Raw genomic sequence first — 22,171 nt, 5'->3', positions numbered from 1 at the left:
TTAACACTAATACGCTTAAAATAAACTGTTATGTGTGTGCAAGTTGCACTGCTTGTTCTATATCTACTGCTACCATGCGTGATACGCCTGGCTCTGCCATAGTAACGCCAGTTAAACGCCCTGCCATTTCCATCGCAATTTTATTATGACTAATATAAATAAACTGCACCGATTGTGACATTTCTTCAACCAAACGGCAAAAACGTACCACGTTAGCATCATCAAGCGGCGCATCTACTTCATCCAGCATACAGAATGGAGCTGGATTGAGCCTGAATATAGAAAACACCAATGATAATGCGCTCAGCGCTTTTTCTCCACCACTTAACAGATGAATTGTCGAATTTTTCTTGCCTGGCGGCTGTGCCATTATACTAACACCACTTTCGAGTAAATCGTCACTGGTTAATTCTAAATACGCGCTACCACCGCCAAATACTTTTGGAAATAGCTCGGCAAAGTCGTTGTTCACTTGATCGAAGGTAGCTTTAAAGCGTGTTTTGGTTTCGCTGTCAATTTTACGAATCGCCCCTTCAAGCGTATTTAGCGCTTTGGTTAAATCTTCAAGTTGATTATTCAGATAATCACTGCGCTCTTTAGCTTGTTCAAACTCATCTATTGCGGCTAAATTAACTGGACCTAGCTTATCTAATTGATGCACAAGCCCACTGATCTGATTTTGCGCTGCATTTAAACTCAGTGAATCAGGTAGTGTATCTAAAACACTTTTTAAACTTTGCTTTAATTCTTCAAGCGGCTCAAGTGCTGCCTGCGCTTTTATAATTAGGCTTTGCTCTTCAATGCTTAGCTTTTGATGTTGTTCTTGCAAACCTGTCAGCTCACCTTGAGAGTGCTTAAGGCTGGCTTGTTTACTTATAAGTGTTTGCTTTGCCTCGTTAAGCTTTTTTTGTAACGCGACCAAGCTAGCTTCGCCCTGCTGATGTTTTATTAAAAGCTGTGCTATTTGCTCAGTGAGCTCTTGCTCGGGTATTAGCAACGCTTCCATTTGCGATTGCAGCTCTTGCGCTTCTTCTTGCGCACTCATGAGTTCTTGCTCAGCATGATTAAGCTTTGTTTGACTAAGCTGCCACTCACTGTGTGCTTTTTGCTCTTTTAACGTGGCTTGATGCGCTTGTGTTTTATATTGCTCAAGTGTAGCTGCAGCTTGGCTGTATGCAGTATTACTGCGTGTGCAAGCAGCGTCGGCGCTTGCCAGTTCGTCAGCTAAATTACGTTGCTGTTGATGTAACGCTTCAAGCGCAGTGTTGTGCTCATCGCGCGTTTTTAATAATTGTGATTGCTCAGTGGTTAATGCACGCTTTTGTTGCTGGTACTTTTCTAGTTGCTGTAAAAATTGTGCTACTTGCTCTTTTAACATGTCGCTGCGCGTAGTGGCCACGGCAATGTTTTGTGCTAATTGATGAATTGCGCTTTTAAGTACCGCTAACTCATCACTTAACTTTTGCTGCTGTGTTTTTAGCGCATTAAGATTCTCAAAATCCCTTGCAAGGGTATTTTCGGCCTCTACTAAGCTCGCTGTTTTTTGCTTTAACTGTGTGTGTTTTAAAAGTTGTGAGTTTTCGGCGTTTTTGTCTGCGCTACGGTGCCAGTTTCGAGCATGTAAAGCACCGCTTTTATCCATAACCGCAATATAAAACGTATCATTTAACGCAGCGAGTTCAGCGTTTTCACTGTACGCAATGCGGGTCAGTAAATCTGGATAAACACCCTCAGTAATCAACGCCGCAACGCTATTGACTGGTATTTCACTTTTATGCGGCCACACACTATTGTTGCTTTGCACATCAGCTACGTTTAGGTGCTCAAGCGTTTGCAGTGCCTGTTCAACTATATGTTCAAACCCTTGCTTTACTTGTAATTGATTAAATAAAGTGTGCTGCTTATTGTCATCTTCAATCCCTAAACTGCTTTTAAGCCCAGCAATGCGAGCTTTTAGCTCATTAACGTGCTGTAAGCTTTGCTGATGCTGTTGCTCAGCGTCATTTACTAAATCGGTTTGCTCTTTAAGCGCTGCGGTGCAGTGTGTTTGCGCCGTTTGCTTACTGGCAAGCTCTTGAGTAAGGGTTTGTTTGTATTTTTGTTGCTCGGCTAGTTGCTGCTCTAATTGGCTACTTTTAATATCGTCAATTTGGCTATTTAGTTGGCTTAGCTGTGTGTTTACATGGGTTAAGGCTTGCTCTGTTTGCTTAACACTACTTTGCTGCGCCTGTACTTTATTATTAAGCGCGTGCTGTTGTTGATTAAGGCTTTGCCATGCGGCTGTGTGCTTATTTTTTTCATCAGCTAAATCTGCAAGTGTAAGGGTAAGCTCTTCAACTTGTTCGCTGCACTCTAAACTGTACTCGCTTATCTCTTGGTGGCTCACTGCTAACTGCTCACACACATTTTGCTGCTGTGTTTTTAGCGCTTCACTTTGCAGCTTTCGCTGCTCAAGCTTAACCACACTTTGTTTAAGGGTTTGCGTTTGCTGTTTAATATTAATGTGTTGTTGTTCGGCGCGGGTCAACTCTGTGTGGGTAACGTGTTGCTGATGCTGCGCATCGTTAAGCGCATCTTGCTCTGCATTTACTTGAGCCTCTAGGCTTGCAAGCACATCGTCGTGGCCTGAATGGGCCGTTTTAAAAAAGGCGATTTGCTCATTAAGCTTTTTGATTTGCTCACTTTTTTCAATCTGTTGTTGATGCAGCTTTTGCCATTTTAATACAGCCACTTGGCCTTTTAAGGTACGCTCTTGCGCTTTTAAATCGCGGTATTTTTTCGCATCAACCGACTGCACAGCCAGTTTATCTAGTTGCGCTTGTAATTCTTTGCGCACATCAAGTAAACGCTCAAGGTTTTCGCGGGTACTTTTAATTCGGGTTTGCGTTTCGCGGCGGCGTTCTTTGTATTTAGACACACCCGCGGCTTCTTCTAAAAATACGCGCAGCTCTTGAGGTTTGCTCTCGATTAAACGCGAGATCATCCCTTGCTCTATAATTGCGTAACTACGCGGGCCAAGCCCGGTGCCTAAAAATATATCGGTAATATCGCGCTTACGGCATTTGCTCCCATTTAAAAAGTACAGCGATTGGCCATCGCGTGTTACTAAACGCTTAATTGCTATTTGGTTTCTGTCGGCAAATGTATTAGGTAAATCACCTTGGGTGTTATCAAAAATAAGCTCTACTGAGGCTTGCGAGATAGGTTTACGATTAGTTGAGCCATTAAAAATAACATCGGTCATGGCATCGCCACGTAAGTTTTTAGCTGAGCTTTCACCAAGCACCCATCGCACAGCGTCAATCACGTTTGATTTGCCACAGCCGTTAGGCCCAACAACACACGTCATTTGATCAGGAAATGGAATTTTAGTGGGCTCTACAAACGATTTAAAGCCCGCTAATTTAATAGTGCTTAAGCGCATCTTATTGTTATTACCGATTATTATTGTTATTACTTACAAACAATTTAACTCATAAACAGTTAAAAAGTTAAGCTTGGCGTTTAAAGTTATCTAAAATAATACCTGTAGCCATTGCCACATTAAGTGACTCTGCCTCACCAAAAGCCGGTATGGTTATTTTGTCGCTTACTAATTTTGCACACTGCTCGCGTATGCCATGCGATTCACTGCCCATAAGCAATACACCCTTTGCGCTAAGGTCCGTTGTATGTACGCTTTGCCCATCTAAAAATGCCCCATAGATAGGCATATTTAATGTTTGTAAGTATTCAGGTAGCTCTACTTGGCTTACCGATACTCTGACAAATGAGCCCATGGTAGCGCTAATTGTTTTAGGGTTGTAAGCATCGGCGCTGTCGGTACTTGTTACTATATGTTTAATGCCATACCAGTCGGCAACTCTGATAATAGTGCCTAAATTGCCCGGATCAGAAACTCCATCAAGCGCCAATATTAAGCCGGTATTATTAGGTAAATCAGCCTTTGGCATATCAACCACTGCAATGGCCGCGTTATTACTCACTAAGGTACTGGCTTTAGTCAGCGACTCTTCTTCTGCTGGCGTAAAATCTACATGTGGAAACTGGTTTTGGTGAGTGTTTATAAACGCCTGTGTTGCAAATATATCAACCGCCTTTAATGGGCTGTTTAACAACTCAAGTACGTTTTTTTCACCTTGTACAAGGTATTGATTATATTGCTTTCGGTACTTTTTTTGGCCAAGTTGGCGAATAAGCTTGAGTTGGTTTTTTGAAATCATAACAGCCCCATAAAATTATCGCCCTAGTATACCAGAGATGATTTAAAGTGCAGCACCACATATATTAAAAGCAGCGCCATTATAGGCTGTAAGGCTTTTAAAGATTGAGCTTTGCACCAAATTTAGGTAAATTAACAAAAAAACAACATGGATATAATTTTAATGGAATCAATACACCCTACTCCCCCAGAAACCACCCCTGCAGTAAATGAACCTGCTGCCCCTATTTTTAGCGGTAAAGTACAGTTTAGCGGTAAAGGCGGTGAGTTTTTTGGTATTTGGATAGTCAATATTTTACTGAGCGTACTTACTTTAGGTATTTACTCGGCTTGGGCAAAAGTGCGCACAATGCGATACTTTTATGGCCACACCCGCATTGACGGACACAGCTTTGACTACTTAGCCACCCCTATGCAAATTTTAAAAGGCCGTATTTTAGCGGTTATTGTATTTTTAATTTACTCCTTTGGTAGCAGCTTTTTTCCTCTTGTAGGCTTATTATTTGCGGTTGCTTTTATCTTTTTAATGCCGTGGATTATTAACCAAGGTCTGCGCTTTAATATGCGTATGTCCCGTCATCGAAATGTACGCTTTGCATTTAAAGGCGATTACGGCGAAGCCTTCATTAACTTTATTCTTTTACCTATTGCCAGTATTTTTACCCTTTATTTATTAATGCCGTATGTTTTAAAACGTATCGACACATACATACATAGCAATATTAGCTACGGTGACACGCCATTAACCGTAAACCTTAAAGGTGAAACCTACTACTTAACCGCCCTTATTTGCTTTGTGGTGAGCTCTATCACTATGGTGATATTTATGGCTGTATTAGGCTTATTTGGGCTTGATTTAATGAATGTAGAAAACCAACAAGCTGCACAAGATCCAGCCAAAATGGGCATTATGTTTGGTGGATTAATGGTTGCTTACGTATTTATGATTGCGATAGTAACCGCTGTGTGGGCTGCGGCTATTCGTAACCATATTTTTGATAACAGTCAATTTGAAGACGTAGCATCATTTAAATCAGAGCTTAAGCCTATTCCTTTTGCCATATTACTATTAACCAATATGCTGGCCATTGTGTTTTCTTTAGGGCTTGCCTACCCGTGGACCAAAGTGCGTACATCGAGAATGCTTGCCGAGGTTACAACCGTTAATATTTACCCAAGTGCGCTAAATTTAGTGGATACCGCGCAGCAAGAGCAGTCATCGTTTGCTGAAGAAGCAGCCAATGTATTTGATATTGACCTATCGCTAACCTAAGAGCTTATTATGCACGTACAGGGACATTACTTCCCCAAAGCATCAAGCAATTACCAGCAAGGTGTCGCTAACATTAGCGACACCTGTGTTGAGATTAGCTACGATGACCAGCTTATTTCAAGCCATGCAATAAGCGATATAACACTCACTTCTGGTCTAGCTGGGCTTGCTGATGAACTAAATTTTAATGATGGCAGCCGCTTTATTCCTACTGATGTAAATTATCGCTGGCCTTTTAAAGCAAATAAGCATGACCTACTAGAGCGCCTTGAAAAAAGTAAATGGGCTATTATCGCGGCCGTTATTTTTACACCGCTTTTTATGTGGCTAATGCTTTATAAAGTTGTGCCCGCTATTGCTGTTTACAGTGTTGATACCCTGCCGCGCAGTGTAGTAGAGCAAATGGGTGAACAAAGCTTTACCCTAATTGAAAAGCTCGCGCTTGATGACAGTGAGCTGCCTAATGAGCAACAAACTAAAGTACAACAACATTTTAATACCATGCTTAATGCGCTCTCGCTTGAGCCATCGGTTTATAGGTTATCGTTTTATAAATCAGAGGCCTTTGGAGCGAATGCGTTTGCAATGCCCCATGGACGTATTGTCGTAACCGATGAGTTAGCAAATTTATTAGCCGATAAGCCCAACGCATTAAAAGCCGTATTACTTCACGAAATTGGCCACGTAGTCCACCAGCATAGCGTACGCATGACTGCGCAATCGGCAGCCAGTACCATTGTACTTGCAGTTATATTTGGTGATTTAGAAGGCATAGCAGAAGTGGTACTAGGTACGGGGGCATCTTTTGCACAGCAAGGGTTTTCTCGTGATATGGAGCGCGAGGCAGATAGCTATGCACTCATTCAACTTGAAAACTTAGGGTATTCAAGCAACGACTTTGCCGATGCCATTGAAGCATTACAAGGCGCGCATACCAGCGAAAACGAACACCTTGAAAAGGTAAATAATTTGCTCGAATATTTATCTAGCCACCCAAGCGCACAAGAGCGAATAGACAATGCGAGGAAATAACCCCGGTTATATACAAATTGCTCGCTATATTGTGGGGCTGAGTTGGGTATACCACGGCTTTTTTCCAAAGCTTTATCATATTGCCCCGCTTGAAAAACTAATGACTGGTAGTGCGGGTTTTTCAGCAGAAGTGTCTTACTTAATTACACGTTCGGCGGGTATTGGCGAAATTATATTTGGGTTATGCTTATTAGTGTTTTATAAAAATAAGCACATCGTTATTTTAAATATTTTAGCGCTTGTAGGGCTTTTGTTCGCGGTTGTAGTAATGCAGCCACCATTACTCATTGAAGCATTTAACCCAGTAACCACTAACCTGCCGCTGATTGGGTTAAGTTTTATTTGGTTAAAAGAAATTAAGCTGCAAAATAATCGACACCTCTAAAATAAAAAAGGTATGCCTGCGCATACCTTTTTTGTAGTGCTTAACTTATAGCGTTAGTACTTATTTTTATGTGTCCACAGGTGCAATAATTCACTGGCAATTGTTGCTGCAGCAATCGCGGTAAGCTCACTTTGGTCGTACGAAGGTGATACTTCTACCACATCCATACCCACCATATTTATGCCTTTGAGTGCGCGCAGTATTTTAAGCACTTTATCTGATGTTAAACCACCGCATACAGGTGTGCCTGTACCTGGTGCAAATGCAGGGTCTAAGCAATCTATATCAAATGTTAAGTAAACGGGTAAGTCGCCTACTCGCTCGCGTACTTGCGCTGCTATTTCATTAGCGTGCAAATCGTTAGCTTGCATTGCATCAATCACTGCAAACTCATGCTTTGATTGGTCAAAGTCGGTACGAATACCAATTTGGATACTGTGCTCTACATCAATCAGCCCTTCCATGGGTGCATGATAAAACATAGTGCCGTGATCAAAGCGCGAGCCATTGCTGTATGTATCAGTGTGCGCATCAAAGTGAACCAGTGCCATTTTGCCATGTATCTTTGCATGCGCGCGCAATAGCGGAAGCGTTACAAAGTGATCGCCACCAAGTCCTAACAGCGTTGCCCCTTGGCGAAGTATTTGCTCTGCAGCCATTTCTAGCTGTGCCGTAAAATATTCAGGATCGCCTACCGGATAAGTAAAGTCCCCCGCATCAGCAACCGTTAAACGCTCAAACAAAGGAAATGTCCACGGGTATTTAGTATCTTCCCAGGCTAAATGTACCGACGCACGGCGAATGGCATCGGGTCCTAAGCGTGCACCGGGGCGGCCCGATGTTGCTAAATCAAAGGGTAAGCCTAGTACAACGACATCTGCATCAATGGCATTAATGTTTTGCACCATAGGACGACGTAAAAACGTCATCCCATTTGAATACAATGAGTGGTCAACATGACCAAATAAGCTAGACATTGCTTATAACTCTTCTAAATAAGTGTAGCCATTAAGGCCGCTTTGCAACTCGTCTAAAACGCTTTGCTGTTCATTTTTATCTATTTTTGCAGCCACTAACTGTGCGTACGAATGTTGAAAGCTCTCAACATCTAAATGTACATAACGCATCATATCGGCTACGGTATCACCTTGGTTTATTTCACTAATACTGGCAACGCCTTGCTCATCCATATTGATAATGGCGCTGTGCGTATCGCCAAATAAATTGTGCATATCACCTAAAATTTCTTGGTACGCACCCACTAAGAAAAAGCCCATTAAGTAAGGTTTATCAGCACTGTACTCAGGCACGGGTAATGTGCTTTCAATGCCTTGGCCATCAACATAGTGCTCAAGCGCGCCGTCTGAATCACAGGTAATATCAAGTAATACAGCACGTTTTTTTGGTGCTTCGGTTAAGCCACTTAATGGCAATACCGGAAACACTTGATCAATCCCCCACGCATCAGGCAATGATTGAAAAAGCGAAAAGTTTACAAAAAATTTATCGGCTAAACGTGCGTTCAACTCGTCAATAATCGGGCGATGAAAACGGTTTTTGTTATCCATGTGTTTGTTAAGCTCATAACAAATACGTAAGTTAACTTGCTCTGCCCACGCACGCTGCGTTAAATCTAAAAGCCCAAGTGCAAACTGGTTATGCGCCTCTGCTAAATCCCCTTGGCTGTCGTGGTAAATTTCAATCAGTGCGCGGTCATCCGTTAAATCGGTTAACTGCACAAAAGATGCCCACATATTATTTAATAAAAGCGGTGCATCGCCAGCAGGCGCTACTAACTCTTCTGGCGTGTAACTTTCTGTGCCTATCACGTTTGATATAAGTACTGCATGGTGCGCCGTTAGTGCACGCCCCGATTCAGAAATAATCGTCGGCATGGGCTGCGCGTACTGCTTACAAGTATCGCCTATGGTGTACACAATATTATTTGCATACTCAGCTAAGCTGTAGTTCATTGAGTTATGCGATTGGCTGCGGGTACCATCGTAATCAATAGCTAAACCGCCCCCTACATCTAAGCACTCAATGCTTGCACCTAATTTGCGTAACTCACAGTAAAAACGCGCGGCTTCGCTCACACCTAAACGTACATCACGAATGTTTGCCATTTGCGAGCCTAAGTGAAAATGCACAAGTTGCATTAAATCAAGCTGGCCGGCCTCTTTTAAACGATTTACTACATGTAAAACTTGCGACGCTGATAAACCAAATTTAGATTTTTCGCCGCCACTTGCTTGCCACTTACCTTTGCCTTGCGATGCTAAACGAACGCGAATACCAATACGTGGTTTAACATTTAGCGCTTTTGCTTGGCTAAGTACCATGTCGAGCTCAGAGAGTTTTTCAAGCACTATGTATACTTTGTGGCCTAGCTTTTCGCCAATCAGTGCTAAGCGCACATACTCTTTGTCTTTGTAGCCATTACATACAATTACTGCACTGGTTTTTTCTGCCATTGCCAAAACAGTTAATAGCTCTGGTTTGCTGCCCGCCTCAAGGCCTAATTGTTTTTTTTCTAATTCGGCTTGGCTTGCTACTATTTCTTCAACTACTTCGCGTTGTTGGTTTACTTTAATTGGGTAAACTAATAGGTAATCTTTTGGATAACCATAGTTTTCAATCGCGGTATTAAACGCGCCACATAAACTGTGCACACGATGATGTAAAATTTGTGGAAAGCGCACTAAAGCCGGTAAGCTTAAGCCTTTTTCTTGAAGTTGTTTTGCAATATCTGTAAGTGCAATAGTTTGCTCTGGGGCGTGAGCCTTTGGCGCAACATACACATCACCTTGATCATTAATTCCAAAAAAACCTTGGCTCCAATGACGAACATTGTAACTCGTGCGAGCTTGTTCTAGTGATGTTGTCTCTTTCATTTATCTTTCTCTTGTATTTAATGAATGCCGGTTCGGCTAGTTGCGCGCATTAAAAGAAAAATAGACTTTTAAGTCCAACAAGTATTTTTACTCGTAACGAGTGATTTTTAGTGTTGAGAGAAAAAACACCTACACCTTAGCTTTTACAGCTAACCGCCTTTAGTAAAGCAAGCTGGTTATGCGGCTAAAAAAATAAGTACAGCTGTACTTTTTTAAGATAAAATAGAACAACTGTACTTATTTGGTATAAGCATGAAACAAATTTATTTTAATCAAAACAAGCCACCTAAATTTTCTAAAATAACAAAGGCTGCCACTTTTGGTCTGACCAAAACATTTCCTAAACTCAGTGCCCGCCTTGCCATGAAGGTATTTTGTAACCCGCATAGCCGACGCCAATACGAATTTAGAACATGTATACAGCCAATTAATATTAAACTTACTACCGAGCTTGGCGCTGTAAACCTGTACTATTTTAGCCAAGCCGAAAACACTAAAACGGTATTTTTATCTCATGGCTGGGCCGATAGCACTAATCGGTTTACTGCTTGAATAGATGAATTGCTTGAAAAAGGCTTTAATGTTTACTCAATTGATCACATAGGCCATGGCTATTCGCACGGCAATACCTCGCACTTATACGGGTATATGCAGGGGCTAACAGCGGCTTTTGAGTACTTTAATGGGCAAAATATTACAATTAATAGAGTCGTTACACACTCTATGGGCGGTGTTGCTTTGTTAAACTTAGCGCCTCATTATTTAGAGAATAAAAAAATTGTGATGATCTCTGCCCCTGCACAAATATTTGAAGCCATGTTTGCTAAGGTCAGGCAAGTGGGTATTTCTGAGCTCATGCTAGAAAATATGCTTAATAAGGTGTCAGACAAATATGGTATTAACTGGCAAAACCTTCACCCTGATCATTCTAAAGATAAAATTAACGAAAACATGTTGTTTATTCATGATAAAAATGACTCAGTGGCAAGCTTTGAGGCAATAAAATTATTAACTGAGAACACACCCGCAACACTTGTGGCCACACAAGAGCTGGGGCACGTGCGCATTTTAAAAAGCCAATACGTGTACGACCAAATAACACGCTTTATGGATTAACGATGAAAAAAAGTGAGAGCACAAAACGCAATATTTTGCACAAAGGAATGGCCTATGCGGCTGCACATGGTTTTTATAGCTTGTCGATAGGAAAAATAGCGGCAGTGACTAACATGTCGCGTACTGGGGTGATCTCACACTTTGCCAATAAAGAAGATATGCAAGTGGCTATTTTGGCCTACACCGAAGAAGAGTTTAGAAAACAGGTTGTTGATATATCTGCTGATGAAGATGCGTTAATTCATTTAAATAATTTTCAGCAACGCTGGCTTGAGTGGCTCAATTTTTTAGATACGGTATCGCCTGGTAAGCAGGCAAGTTGCCCGCTCATTAAAGCGTCGGTAGAGTTTAAAGCAAGCCCCAACTGTTTGGTAAGGCAGTTTATGCAAGACCAACACTTAAAAATGATTAACTACCTCACTAAACTTGCAGTTAACTGCCAAGCACAAGGCTACTTTAGCCAAGACAAAGAGCCGAGCATTTTTGCGTATGAGTTTTATGGCTTATATACCGGGCATGTTGTACAAACAAGCTTAATAGATAATCCAGCTTTAACGCTTACTTATAAAAAAGTAGTTGGCAATTTAATTGCGCGATATATGCGTTAACAGTGGCCTGCAAGGCGTTTTTTACCTTTAATATGGCGTACTTTTTAAGCGCTTTTAGGTGCAAAAATAATAATAGCCATGCCCAGTAAGGCAACCGCCCCGCCCACTACATCCCACATTGTAAGCTTTACGCCATCAACTGCCCATAACCACAGTAAAGCCACGCATATGTACACACCGCCATACGCGGCATACACCCGTCCAGCGGCTGCGGGGTGTAACGTAAGCAACCACGCGAATAGCGCTAAACTGATTGCTGCAGGTATTAAAAGGAATATGGATTTATCTTCTTTAAGCCAAAGATAAGGTAAGTAACAGCCAATAATTTCTGCCAGTGCGGTAATAATAAATAGCGCGATAGTTTTTACTTCAAACATAAAACCTCACGTGATTTAAATAACGAGAGCATAATAAAGCTAAGTAACTGCAAACTAGTTACTTAGCTAAAATAGTGCGAATTCTGGGTAAAAAATTTTTACCCATATTTAAGTAAAACAGGTTACTCAGCTAAGGCCGCGTCGGCCAGCTTCATTGTACTTTCGAACGATTTAGTACCGGCTATAAATAAACCATTGTGGCAAAATACAGCGTCGTCTAAGCCTGTTTCAGCTTGAAACTCTTCGTCAGATAAACCAGCCCACGCTTTAGGCAGTGACTTTCTGTCTTCAAACGAGCCGGGCTCTACTGGTACAGTTTGAATAATCCATTGGCCGTTTTGCGAAGGGTAAACCATAAATAAAGCGTCGCTTGATAAATGGTGTACTGTTTTTTTCCATGGTGTGTATTTTTCTAAAATAATCACGCGGGGATCTTTTGCCTCTTCTATTGCTTTTGCAACAATATCTTTGGCGTTAATGCTTCCTTTTGCTGAGGCAATAAAACGGGTTAATAAACGCGCTGCCAACTCAACGGCTTCATCAAAGCATTCATCAAAATTGCCTTCCTCTTCCCATGTTGGATTAAACATAGATAGCGTTTGGCTAAGCGTTATGCCCTCAACCACACCCTTAACGTAACCACAATCTATGGCATCAATTGTAGAGACTAAACCAGCGTCAACTCTATCAGCCACCGCTTGGTTATTATCACACAGTGCTAAACCATACTTTTTCCAAATTAAGCCAAATGACGAGTATGGCGTGCCATTTTCGCGCTCGCCTGCGCCGCCGCGTTGGTGGTGATCAAAGCGTCCTGTGTCAGGGTTGTATTCACCACCTACATCAACAACAATATCGGCACTTTCTATTACTGCTTTATCGCGGGTTCGTACCAAGTTAAAGGCAGGCAATACATGCTTAAGTACCGCAATACTAAACACGTCATCGGCATGGAAATTACCACTGTGGGTTACTACTGTTAAATCGCTCATTGGTTTTGGGCTACTTTTAAAAAAGATAAAATTCTCACTTATGAAGTGCTAAATAAAGGTTTATACCCGTTTGCTTAATCAAGTAATTTATTTTGAAGCAAAAAAGCTTGTTTATAGCCAGGTTTTGCCTCTTAAAATCATTAAGTATTACTGTGCACAGGTATTAAATATACGTGGCGAATTTTATACGAAGATAGCAGTGAAAAACAGTGAAGTATTTTTTGCGCCTACAGAGTCAGCTATAGGCACACAGTAGTAAATAGCTTATTTATTCTGGCTCAGGGCTCAGAGCAAGCTCCATAAATACACTTTGTGGGTTATCTTGATACGAGCCAAAGCTTGCACAGCGAGCAAAACCTAAATCTTCATATAAACTAATTGATTCGGTTTGCTTTGGGCCTGTTTCTAATCGGATAAGTGGAATTTTTGTTTCGCCGGCGTAATGCAGGAGGTTTTGCATTATGCGTCTTGAAAAACCTCTACCACGGTAACTTGGTTTTACGTATAAACGCCTTATTTCGCCATATAGCGCGCCGTCATTTTGCTTAACAATAGCGCCACAGGCAATAATGCCATCTTCGTTTTTTAAACCAATTGCGTAAACGTTGTCTTTGCTTAATTCTTCTAATTTGAGAGATTGGGCTGTAGCCACGGGGTATAAGGAGTTTATCAGTCTATCTATATCTGCAAACACATTAACTACATCAGGATCCTTAGGGGTTAATTCGACTAACTGCATCTCTTGTCGTCCATTTTATTATTTTGAATCGTTATAGTGGCTTCATAATATATACTTAATACGCGTGTTCCTAGTGTTGTTTAAACAAAATGTTTTAATAAGGTAAAAATAGCTTTATTAAAACGTTAGCTTAATTTACAAAAACGACGCACAGCCTGCTAAGCACTTAGGCTTTGCTTTTTTAATTGATGGGCATGCCACTTAATATAATTACTGGCATTCATAGGTTTTGCGACTAAATAGCCTTGTATACAATCTGCATTGAGCAAGTTTAGTAACTCAAATTGCGCCTCTTGCTCTACACCTTCAGCAACAACAGTAATGTCTAAACTTTTGCCCAGGCTTATAATCGTATTAACAATATTAAAGCCTTTGCCTTTATCTAAAATCTTATCGATAAAGCTTTTATCAATTTTTATTTCCTGTACGGGGAAAGCATTTAAATGGGCTAAACAGGAATACCCTGTACCAAAGTCGTCAATAGAAAACACAAAACCTTGTTCTTGTAGCTCCGTCATTTGCTTTATTGTGCTGTCAATATCGCCCGATAGCATGGTTTCGGTGATCTCAAGTTTAATATGCTGCGGTTTTATGTTGAACTCTTTAATTGTAGAGCAGAGCTCACGGGTAAGCTGCGCAGAATTAAACTGTATATGACTAATATTTATAGATACGCTAAAGTGCTCATCTATCATTTTTTTTTCATTAAGTTGATTAATAAGGCTGCATATATTGCGAAGCACTATGTTTTGCAGTTTTTGAATCAGGCCATATTGCTCTGCAATAGGAATGAACTGATTAGGCGCAATAACCCCTTTATTAGGGTGTATCCACCTTATCAGGGCTTCTGCACCTACTATCTTTCCTTGCATACTAATTTGCGGCTGAAAATACGCACAAAATTCGTTATTTGCGATTGCTCTTACAATATCCGTTTCTAATTCGGCTTGGTTTTCGAGTAAAGTTTGCAGTTTAGGGTCATAAAAGCTGCAGCTATTGCCGCCTTTTGCCTTAGAGCGGTACATGGCAGTATCTGCAAATTTTAATATGTTATCGGTGGCTGTGTGCTCTTCATTAATTAAGCAAATACCTATACTGCAACTAACTTGAAATGCCAGCTCCCCTATTGCAAACTTATCATTAAACACGCCTTGTACTTTTTTAGCGACTATTTCAGATTCAATACAGGCTTGGTGGTTATGCTCGCCAATGTATTCGAGTAAAATAATAAATTCGTCACCGCCCACTCTAGCTAAAGTATCAGATGATCGTATTACGCCACCTAAGCGTTTTGCTAATTCTATTAATACTTGATCTCCGGCGCCGTGGCCTAATGAATCATTTATTCTTTTAAAGTTATCAACATCTAAAAACAGCAATGCGCCCGTTTTTTTGGTGCGTTTAATACGCTCCACACACTTTGCTAGGCTGTCGCTGAGCATTCGTCTATTAGGGAGCCCTGTTAGCGGATCAAAAAACGCAAGCCGTTGAACTTCTTGCTCGGCTTTTTTGCGAAGGGTCACATCTCTTGCCATCCACACTACGTGCTTAAGTTCTGGTTTTTCTGGCTGATAGTTAGTAAGTGCAGCCGCTCTTCCTTCAAAGGTTATGTGGCCTTTGGGCACGGCTAAATCGTACTCAAATATTTGCATTTCATTGGTGCGAATGGTTTTTTTAATAATCCCCATGATCATGTCGGCATCTTTAACTGGGAACAAGTCTTGCACATTTTGACCAATTAAATCGGTGGGCGATTCAAGTAATAAGTCACTCGAGGTTCCGTAAATATCGGTATAGACGCCCTCTTCGTTCAAAATCAAAATAAGATCGGGCATCACTTGCGTAAATGCTTTAAATTTTTCATTACTTTTTTGCAGGTCTGCCACTAGCTGCCTAGCTTTGAGCGACTCTGCGCTTTTTTCAAGTGCTATGCTAGAAAAGTGTACAAAATAGTCAATGAGTTCTAAATCTTGCTGTGTAGGCGCTTTAGGGGCGCCGTGGTAAATAGCAAAAGTGCCTAATATTTCACTGGTGGTTGAAATAATCGGGGTTGACCAACAAGAATATAAACCGTAGCTGTGCGCTAAATCTTTGTAACCTTCCCACAAGGGCGAAAGGTCAATATTTTGCACAATAACTTGCTCATTTTTATAAGCCGCGGTGCCACAAGACCCTACATTAGGGCCTATAAACACACCATTAATGGCCTTTAAATATTCATCGTCAATATTTGGGGCAGCACGATGAAATAACTGATTACCTGTTAAAGACAGTATTGAGCATCTTGCAGAGCTGTCTTCAATAACTTGCTCTATAGCTAAACAAATATCTTGTAAAATATCGTCTAAGGCAATGCCTAACGCGATTTTAGATAATATATCCTGCTGGTGAGATAACAATTGTTTTAGTTTTGCAGTATTCATACTTCACCATGCATCTAGGTACTTTTATGTTGCTACGCACTTTAAAAAAGTGCAGTGCATCAACAAATTCCTGCTCTTAGTTCATATATTTAAAATGAGTATAGTTAATAAACTTACAGCGCGAGTTTTATTATTACGATTATGGAAATTGTTTTTTAATAAAATAGGTAAAAAAACAACTTTAGTATGCGTTAAGCCTACATTATTTTGCAACAAAAAATAAACATCCATAACAAAAACAATCCAGCCAACACACTCTAAAACTTTTTAAAAATTTTGCAGGTTTAACACTTTGTTACTTAAAAAGGCTGTTCAAAATTATCAGTCTAATTATACTGCATGCAGATATGAGTCTTTTTTGAGGTTACTGTGCAGATCATACAAGGTATGGAATATTTTTTTTCAGGCTTTAAATTAATTAGCCAAAAAGGCCTTAAGCGCTTTGTGCTTATTCCACTTTTACTTAATATTTTATTGTTTGGTAGTTCATTATTCTTTTTATTTGGTTGGTTAAGCGACAGCTTTAATTATATAAACAACATGTTACCTGAGTGGCTAAGCTGGCTTGAATGGTTAATGTGGCCCATTGCCGTGCTTGTGGTGCTATTTAGTTACAGCATGCTATTTACGGTAATAACCAACTTTATTGCAGCCCCTTTTAACGGACTACTCAGCGAAAAAGTAGAGCTTTATTTAACGGGTCAAAAAATAAATGACGACGGTTTTGCTGATTTAGTAAAAGACATTCCACGCATGGTAGGCAGAGAGTGGACAAAGCTTTGCTATTACTTACCCCGCGCTATTGGCTTTTTTATTTTGTTGTGGATTTTACCCGTTATTGGACAAGTGTTATGGGTTTTATTTACATGTTGGATGTATGCTGTGCAATACAAAGATTTTGCCTTCGATAACCATAAAGTAGGCTTTAAGCAAATGAAAGACGATTTAAAGTCTAAACAAGGTTTATCTTATGGTTTTGGCTTTGCTGTTATGCTGCTCACTGCAATCCCATTTATTAACCTAATTGTTATGCCCGTTGCTGTGTGTGGCGCTACTCGTTTGTGGGTAGATAATTATCGCTCTAAATACCGAGCGGGCTAACAAACACTATAGCAAATAATAAAAGCACCTTTTGGTGCTTTTATTTTATCTATATCAACTTAAGTGCAGTGTAATTTAGTCTTGCGCGCCGTGGCAGTGTTGCACTTTTTTCATCTTGTAAAGTAAACGCTGTGATCACTATCGAGAATAACTGCTTTTTAAAAGTAATGTTAATGACTTCGCCTATTTTAGTTTTATAAGTGTGTTGCTGATTAAACAGTTTAAGTTCACCGTTTGCTAATTGCTCAACATACAAATAGGGGGTGTGCAAAGGCAGTTTTAACCTTATAACATTTAAACTGCTTTGCTCCTGTACTGCAACCCACTCCCCATCTTTATAAAGCGTATTAAAACGCGTTATGCCCTCGGGCTGAAGTACAGAGTCGTTTTGTATTAAACACGTGCTGCACCCGTTTACACGCCTTTGCTGCCAATTTACTGGCTTGTTATTATAATAAAGCGCATCAGTTAGTAACCATTCACTACTATGGCTACTACTGGCTTTATTAATAGCACCTTGGCTACAGGCAGCAACTAAACAAATAATAGCTCCTTGTAAAAGTGCAGCTTTTATAAATCGGTAGCTCATTTAGCGCTCTTTAATTGCTTTAATTTGATTAATTATAGCCTCGCTTGGCGCTGCTTCTTTTATATAGCTAGGCAATGAAGTAGAAACAGCTTGAGCACGCTGCTGTTGATACAGCTTATGGCTCATTGTATTTGCCACACCAAATCGGTTACCTGCACTTTGTGAGTAAAACTGTAAGTTAATCATGCTCCACTCATCGGTATCCGTTAATACAGTAATTTGCGAGTCTTGGTTTGCATCAAAGTTAGTTAATGTATCGCCTAAAATTGCATTACAATTATAATCGACCGCTTCAGAGCCAGGCCTGTTTAATCCTGCGCTTTCATCAATAGCACTTTCATTTATATTTGCAGCGCTGCCGTTTGAATAATCAATGATAAAATCATCCGTTGATCCTGTTTGATTATTGGTATTTGGCACAAGGTCGCAGTTAATGTTGTTGGTATAAAACCGGTCGTAATAACGGTCACCTTCGTTATTACCTATGCTTGCAAGCCCCGTTAATTGATATAGATAATTCATTGAGCTTAAATGATTTGGCTTAAAGTTCACTTCTTCGTCGCCGCCATGATAAAGCCCTAAATTATGCCCCAACTCATGAAAAATAGTAGACGCTTGGTAATTATTCGTCACATTTTGTGATGTTTGATCATCAACCGATAACCCCCATCCGCCCATAGTCAGCATTAGGTCATTACCATTTATTTCGGCAATACCTGAGCCACTAATGCTGCCATCTTCGTTACCACTGTTTGCCATTAATAAATAATGAAAAATTGGGCGGCGCGTTGTATCGGCATATTCCATTTTATAGGAAAATAAATTAGCAGTACCTTGGTCATATTCAAAGGGCGTGTAGCTGTTAAACGGTACGGTTGTACCGCCTCCTAAATCAAAGTTAGCGGTGGAAATACCCGTGCTTTGGTCAAACAAATCGCCTACATCAAAATGCACTGTGTAGCCGTTACTTGCAAATACGCTTACTACTTTTTCTAATGCTGTACGCTGTGGCGTAATACCTATATCGGTACTGTCCATATAATCAATTTCTATAAATATATCTTTTTGATTTACCCGTGCGCCCCATTCATATAAAGGCAGCCCGCCAAACGTTGCGCCTTCTTGCTCACTGCAATCAGGGATCCCATCTAAATCTGTATCGGTATCACAGCTAATATCATTTTGCCCTGCCGGCGTATTAAACACTGAGTAAACCCAATCACTTGCTTGATTAGTATCTGTTGCATTAAGCGCACGTTTTAAGCTTGAGCCTTGTTCGGCCTGCATTTGAGGTGCGTTATCGCCTTGCCATTGCGTGGCACTAACCGGTTGCTGGGTAGAATTACCAAATTTAACAAAGTCGATTGTTTGTGTGGCGGCGCTATTTAATAACTCTGCAAAGCCATTTATATACCAGTAAGGACGTAGCGCATCGCTTTGGTTACCCACCAGCACAATTTTAGGGTTATTAAGTGCCGCACTTGCTAAAAACTCATCACCAAAACGACTTTGCAGTAAAATATAACTGCCGTTTTCTAATACTTTGTTGGGTAATGTAAATACTTGCTCTGCGCTCACTGAGCTATCAAGCATATTAATTGCGCGCGTTTTTAATGAATAGTTTTGTAAATTAACAGCCTCTCCAGTGCCGTTATAAATCTCTACCCAGGGCGTATCATTAGTAAATTGCACCGATATGAGTTCGGTTATTTTTAAATCTTGGGTTGAGGTGGTAAATTCACTCACTTGGCCTGCTGTCGCAGCAGTACCAGAAAAATTAACTAATTGATCATTTACACGCACTTTGTAAAGCGTGTTTTCTGAAAAATCAGCGCTTAAGTTAACGTTTTTAAAATAGTCACTCGTCTCATCAGGCGCTCCAGATAAGCTCTCTACATTAAGTGCAACACAGCTTGAAAAATCATCACTTGATACCTGAACACTGCCTTCACAGCTCCCCGCGCTACTATTTACGGTTAACGAACTGCTCAGCATCACATCAGAAAACGTAATGCTAATGGGGGTGTCAACCAATACCGGTTCATCTGCCCCATTAGGCGTTATTTCTGTCACCGTTGCAGCGCTGGTATCAATAATTGTCGTATTAAGTAAAAAGTTGGTGCTGTCTTCACCATCACTAGCAGTCAGTGTATAGCTTTTTGCAGAAATACTATTTACAGGCGGTGTATAGCTAAAGCGCAGCGCTTGGGCATCAATAACGCTCACCTGCGCCCCTTCTAAGTCATCTGGAAAAGTAATTTGTACCGTATCGCCATCGGCATCATTTACCGTCAAATTAAATTCAGCACTTAAGTTATATTGCACCTCAACGGTTACATCGTCTGCCACAGGCGGATTGTTGAGTGGCACCACAATCACCGTTTTTTGGGCGCTATTAGTAGCATCGTCGTTATCTCTAACGGTGGCTAAAAAGGTAATATTGGTATTTTGAGCAACCGTTGGGGCATTAAACGTAATGCTGGAGTCGGTTTGCGTAAATTCGACCACGGGGCCGTTTGTTTGCTGCCAGCTTAGCTCGCTAATGGTGCCATCGCTGTCCTGCGCTGTAGCTGTTATTGTCACTGACTCATTTTGCATTGCCTCGTCAGGCCCAGCTAAGGTAACACTAGGTGCGCTATTTAATTGCGTAATAAGTACCGTCGCACTGCTTTGTACAGTGCCCCCGGCATTGTCGGTTACAGTGACACTAAAACCAAGCGTTTCATTTTCACTTACATTTGGGGCGGTAAAGCTTAATTCACCTTCAGTTTGGCTAAATTCGATGGAGGAGCCAGCAGATTGTACCCACACTATGGTGCTAATTGTGCCATCTATATCTTGTGCGTTAGCAATTAAACTCACTTGGGTATTAGCCAGTGCACTGCTTGGGCCTGTAATATTAACTGTGGGAGGAGTGTTTTGAACCGTGATAGTCCCAGAGAACACTTGCTCTGTAGTGGCGCCGTCATTATCGGTTACTAGCACCGAAAAGCTAAAATCAGTGTCGCTCTCTACACTGGGGGCCGTTGCTGTGAGTATGTTGCCATTGGCAGTAAAGGTAAATTCAGGCCCCGACAGCTGCTGCCATTGATAACTAGACACCTGCCCGTCACTATCGCTTGCCTGAGCCGTAATAGTAAAGGTTTGGTTAGCAACAATAACGCTGCTGCTTACATCAACACTCACAGTAGGGGCGGTATTGCCAGTTGAGCCACTATCGGTGGCGTCACTATCGCTGCCACCGCCGCCGCAACCGGCTATTAAAAGTGATAAAAAAAGTAATCCTAGCCATTTATAAACATTATTTAATACCACTTTTATGCCTCTATGATTTAGCTATACAAATTTTGGGGCACCTTAACAACGTTTAAATGAACGGTAATTTCCTCACGATCATGATACAAATGCTTAGCTTGCAACTCATAGGTTATACCGTACTTAGTAAGCTCTTCTTTGATCATCGTTAGGCATTCATAAACACTATCAAAGCGTTTTTTCATAGGCAGCTTTAAATTAAATATCAGCTCTTTGGCGTATGCATTTACTGCCCAGTCAATCATTAGATTAGTCACTTTGGTTGGTTTTTCCACCATATCGCACACTAACCAGTTAATATTTCTTTTTTCTGGGCGGTATTTAAAACCATCGGCTCTAAAGTGTTTAACTTGGCCTGTTTCCATCAAACTATCGTTCATTGGGCCATTATCTATTGCGCTAACAAACATGCCTCTGCGTACTAATTGATAGGTCCAACCGCCTGGGCAAGCGCCTAAATCAACCCCTCGCATGCCTGGTTGTACTCGCGCTTCTCGCTCTTTTTCAGGGATAAAAACATTAAAGGCTTCGTCAAGTTTTAACGTTGAGCGGCTCGGTCCGTCACTTGGCATACGTAAACGTAAAATGCCCATAAAAAACGGCGAATTATTATAACTATACGAATACCCTACATACGCGGCATTGTTTGCTAAAAATAGTACATGCATTACCGGGCGGTTTGCCTTTGGCTCACGTAATACCGTGTTTTGCTTTTCGAGTGCTTTTTTTAACGGCGTTGATATTTTTTTACAAAAGGTCAGTAGCTCTTTGCCTTCGTTAGTATCGGGAGTTTCTACGCGCAATTCACTACACAAAGGAAAATCCTTTGCGGCTTCTTTTAATGCAGTGACCCTATCTTCTACCGGCATATTTTCGATTAACGTGCCAGCAAACCACTGGCGCGCAAATACCATATTTTTAAAGTCGACCTTTTTGATTATTTCGTCGCTGTGTTGCGCTTCAAAACATTCATAAATCACGTAGCCGGTATTTGGTTTGGCTTTTACATAGCCGGCAAAACCTTGCTCGGCAGCATGAAACGTTATTTCAGCAGCCGCATCGTTTTCAAAACCACTACGACAATAAATCACAACACTAGACATAT

18 protein-coding genes are annotated in these 22,171 nt (G+C 40.9%); 7 read left to right on the top strand and 11 right to left on the bottom strand.

The features are described from left to right. Positions 1-28 precede the first annotated feature (28 nt). Together MTN96_RS33215 and MTN96_RS33210 are read right to left on the bottom strand one after the other, a co-directional pair. Complete coding sequence (locus MTN96_RS33215; protein ID WP_248534296.1) at positions 29-3,424, bottom strand: chromosome segregation SMC family protein; 3,396 nt, start codon at positions 3,422-3,424, stop codon at positions 29-31. Positions 3,425-3,491: 67 nt separating this feature from the next. Continuing rightward, positions 3,492-4,223: an RNA methyltransferase gene (locus tag MTN96_RS33210; protein WP_248444011.1), complete on the bottom strand. Its 732-nt coding sequence runs from the start codon at positions 4,221-4,223 to the stop codon at positions 3,492-3,494. Positions 4,224-4,385: 162 nt separating this feature from the next. Between MTN96_RS33210 and MTN96_RS33205 the strand changes: the two genes are divergently transcribed. Genes MTN96_RS33205 through MTN96_RS33195 form a run of 3 tightly spaced genes read left to right on the top strand, consistent with a single transcriptional unit; the run spans position 4,386 to position 6,912 of the window. After that, positions 4,386-5,495, top strand: coding sequence for a YjgN family protein (locus tag MTN96_RS33205; RefSeq protein ID WP_248534294.1), 1,110 nt, complete (start codon positions 4,386-4,388; stop codon positions 5,493-5,495). Positions 5,496-5,504: 9 nt separating this feature from the next. Next, positions 5,505-6,527 (top strand): M48 family metallopeptidase, encoded by a 1,023-nt coding sequence (locus MTN96_RS33200; protein ID WP_248534292.1) that lies wholly within the window; start codon positions 5,505-5,507, stop codon positions 6,525-6,527. Continuing rightward, positions 6,514-6,912: a DoxX-like family protein gene (locus tag MTN96_RS33195; protein WP_248444008.1), complete on the top strand. Its 399-nt coding sequence runs from the start codon at positions 6,514-6,516 to the stop codon at positions 6,910-6,912. Before MTN96_RS33200 ends, MTN96_RS33195 begins: the two co-directional genes overlap by 14 nt. A gap of 53 nt (positions 6,913-6,965) precedes the next feature. Here MTN96_RS33195 and speB read toward each other — a convergent pair whose 3' ends face one another. Both speB and speA read right to left on the bottom strand, forming a co-directional pair. Next, entirely contained in the window at positions 6,966-7,889 is a 924-nt protein-coding gene (speB, locus tag MTN96_RS33190) for an agmatinase (RefSeq protein WP_004588858.1), read from the bottom strand. Between the two features lie 3 nt (positions 7,890-7,892). Then, positions 7,893-9,806 carry a biosynthetic arginine decarboxylase gene (speA, locus tag MTN96_RS33185; protein ID WP_248444007.1) on the bottom strand — a complete coding sequence of 638 codons (1,914 nt, stop codon included), beginning with the start codon at positions 9,804-9,806 and terminating at the stop codon, positions 7,893-7,895. Between the two features lie 252 nt (positions 9,807-10,058). Here speA and MTN96_RS33180 point away from each other — a divergent pair, with 252 nt between their 5' ends. From MTN96_RS33180 to MTN96_RS33170, 3 genes are read left to right on the top strand one after another with little or no spacing between them, the layout of a single operon-like run. Next, positions 10,059-10,358 (top strand): hypothetical protein, encoded by a 300-nt coding sequence (locus MTN96_RS33180; RefSeq protein WP_248534290.1) that lies wholly within the window; start codon positions 10,059-10,061, stop codon positions 10,356-10,358. Positions 10,359-10,367: 9 nt separating this feature from the next. Next, on the top strand, positions 10,368-10,922 hold the full coding sequence (locus tag MTN96_RS33175; RefSeq protein WP_248534288.1) for an alpha/beta hydrolase: 555 nt from the start codon (positions 10,368-10,370) through the stop codon (positions 10,920-10,922). Positions 10,923-10,924: 2 nt separating this feature from the next. Beyond that, positions 10,925-11,530, top strand: a complete 606-nt coding sequence (locus tag MTN96_RS33170; protein ID WP_248534286.1) for a TetR/AcrR family transcriptional regulator — start codon at positions 10,925-10,927, stop codon at positions 11,528-11,530. 44 nt (positions 11,531-11,574) lie between these two features. On the opposite strand, the gene MTN96_RS33165 is transcribed toward MTN96_RS33170, so the two are convergent. The 4 genes from MTN96_RS33165 to MTN96_RS33150 form a co-directional block, all read right to left on the bottom strand. Next, entirely contained in the window at positions 11,575-11,907 is a 333-nt protein-coding gene (locus MTN96_RS33165) for a YnfA family protein (protein ID WP_029772735.1), read from the bottom strand. Between the two features lie 122 nt (positions 11,908-12,029). Then, a complete protein-coding gene (locus MTN96_RS33160; protein WP_248534284.1) occupies positions 12,030-12,899 on the bottom strand; it encodes an MYG1 family protein in 870 nt (289 codons plus the stop codon). A gap of 268 nt (positions 12,900-13,167) precedes the next feature. Further along, the gene (locus MTN96_RS33155) at positions 13,168-13,638 is read right to left on the bottom strand and encodes a GNAT family N-acetyltransferase (RefSeq protein WP_004588851.1); all 471 of its coding nucleotides are present in this window, start codon (positions 13,636-13,638) and stop codon (positions 13,168-13,170) included. 158 nt (positions 13,639-13,796) lie between these two features. Next, positions 13,797-16,061, bottom strand: coding sequence for an EAL domain-containing protein (locus tag MTN96_RS33150; protein ID WP_248534282.1), 2,265 nt, complete (start codon positions 16,059-16,061; stop codon positions 13,797-13,799). A gap of 387 nt (positions 16,062-16,448) precedes the next feature. On the opposite strand from MTN96_RS33150, the gene cysZ reads away from it, so the two are divergent. Then, positions 16,449-17,162 (top strand): sulfate transporter CysZ, encoded by a 714-nt coding sequence (gene cysZ / locus MTN96_RS33145; protein ID WP_004588849.1) that lies wholly within the window; start codon positions 16,449-16,451, stop codon positions 17,160-17,162. Between the two features lie 49 nt (positions 17,163-17,211). Here cysZ and MTN96_RS33140 read toward each other — a convergent pair whose 3' ends face one another. From MTN96_RS33140 to rlmM, 3 genes are read right to left on the bottom strand one after another with little or no spacing between them, the layout of a single operon-like run. Further along, positions 17,212-17,751, bottom strand: a complete 540-nt coding sequence (locus MTN96_RS33140; protein ID WP_248534280.1) for a hypothetical protein — start codon at positions 17,749-17,751, stop codon at positions 17,212-17,214. After that, a complete protein-coding gene (locus MTN96_RS37220) occupies positions 17,752-21,066 on the bottom strand; it encodes an Ig-like domain-containing protein (RefSeq protein ID WP_248534278.1) in 3,315 nt (1,104 codons plus the stop codon). Positions 21,067-21,083: 17 nt separating this feature from the next. Continuing rightward, on the bottom strand, positions 21,084-22,169 hold the full coding sequence (gene rlmM, locus MTN96_RS33130; protein ID WP_004588846.1) for a 23S rRNA (cytidine(2498)-2'-O)-methyltransferase RlmM: 1,086 nt from the start codon (positions 22,167-22,169) through the stop codon (positions 21,084-21,086). Positions 22,170-22,171: the final 2 nt, after the last annotated feature.

The sequence above is a fragment of the Pseudoalteromonas sp. 2CM28B genome (assembly GCF_023161935.1).
This window is presented reverse-complemented; position numbering and strand designations above follow the sequence as displayed.

Bases quoted from the DNA above. Each gene is read 5' to 3' on its own strand.
- speB (WP_004588858.1), bottom strand. From the start codon at position 7,889: ATGTCTAGCTTATTTGGTCATGTTGACCACTCATTGTATTCAAATGGG.
- rlmM (WP_004588846.1), bottom strand. From the start codon at position 22,169: ATGTCTAGTGTTGTGATTTATTGTCGTAGTGGTTTTGAAAACGATGCG.
- MTN96_RS33150 (WP_248534282.1), bottom strand. From the start codon at position 16,061: ATGAATACTGCAAAACTAAAACAATTGTTATCTCACCAGCAGGATATA.
- MTN96_RS33205 (WP_248534294.1), top strand. From the start codon at position 4,386: ATGGAATCAATACACCCTACTCCCCCAGAAACCACCCCTGCAGTAAAT.
- MTN96_RS33180 (WP_248534290.1), top strand. From the start codon at position 10,059: ATGAAACAAATTTATTTTAATCAAAACAAGCCACCTAAATTTTCTAAA.
- MTN96_RS33155 (WP_004588851.1), bottom strand. From the start codon at position 13,638: ATGCAGTTAGTCGAATTAACCCCTAAGGATCCTGATGTAGTTAATGTG.
- MTN96_RS33140 (WP_248534280.1), bottom strand. From the start codon at position 17,751: ATGAGCTACCGATTTATAAAAGCTGCACTTTTACAAGGAGCTATTATT.
- MTN96_RS33210 (WP_248444011.1), bottom strand. From the start codon at position 4,223: ATGATTTCAAAAAACCAACTCAAGCTTATTCGCCAACTTGGCCAAAAA.
- MTN96_RS33165 (WP_029772735.1), bottom strand. From the start codon at position 11,907: ATGTTTGAAGTAAAAACTATCGCGCTATTTATTATTACCGCACTGGCA.
- MTN96_RS33215 (WP_248534296.1), bottom strand. From the start codon at position 3,424: ATGCGCTTAAGCACTATTAAATTAGCGGGCTTTAAATCGTTTGTAGAG.
- cysZ (WP_004588849.1), top strand. From the start codon at position 16,449: ATGGAATATTTTTTTTCAGGCTTTAAATTAATTAGCCAAAAAGGCCTT.
- speA (WP_248444007.1), bottom strand. From the start codon at position 9,806: ATGAAAGAGACAACATCACTAGAACAAGCTCGCACGAGTTACAATGTT.
- MTN96_RS33160 (WP_248534284.1), bottom strand. From the start codon at position 12,899: ATGAGCGATTTAACAGTAGTAACCCACAGTGGTAATTTCCATGCCGAT.
- MTN96_RS33200 (WP_248534292.1), top strand. From the start codon at position 5,505: ATGCACGTACAGGGACATTACTTCCCCAAAGCATCAAGCAATTACCAG.
- MTN96_RS33195 (WP_248444008.1), top strand. From the start codon at position 6,514: ATGCGAGGAAATAACCCCGGTTATATACAAATTGCTCGCTATATTGTG.
- MTN96_RS33170 (WP_248534286.1), top strand. From the start codon at position 10,925: ATGAAAAAAAGTGAGAGCACAAAACGCAATATTTTGCACAAAGGAATG.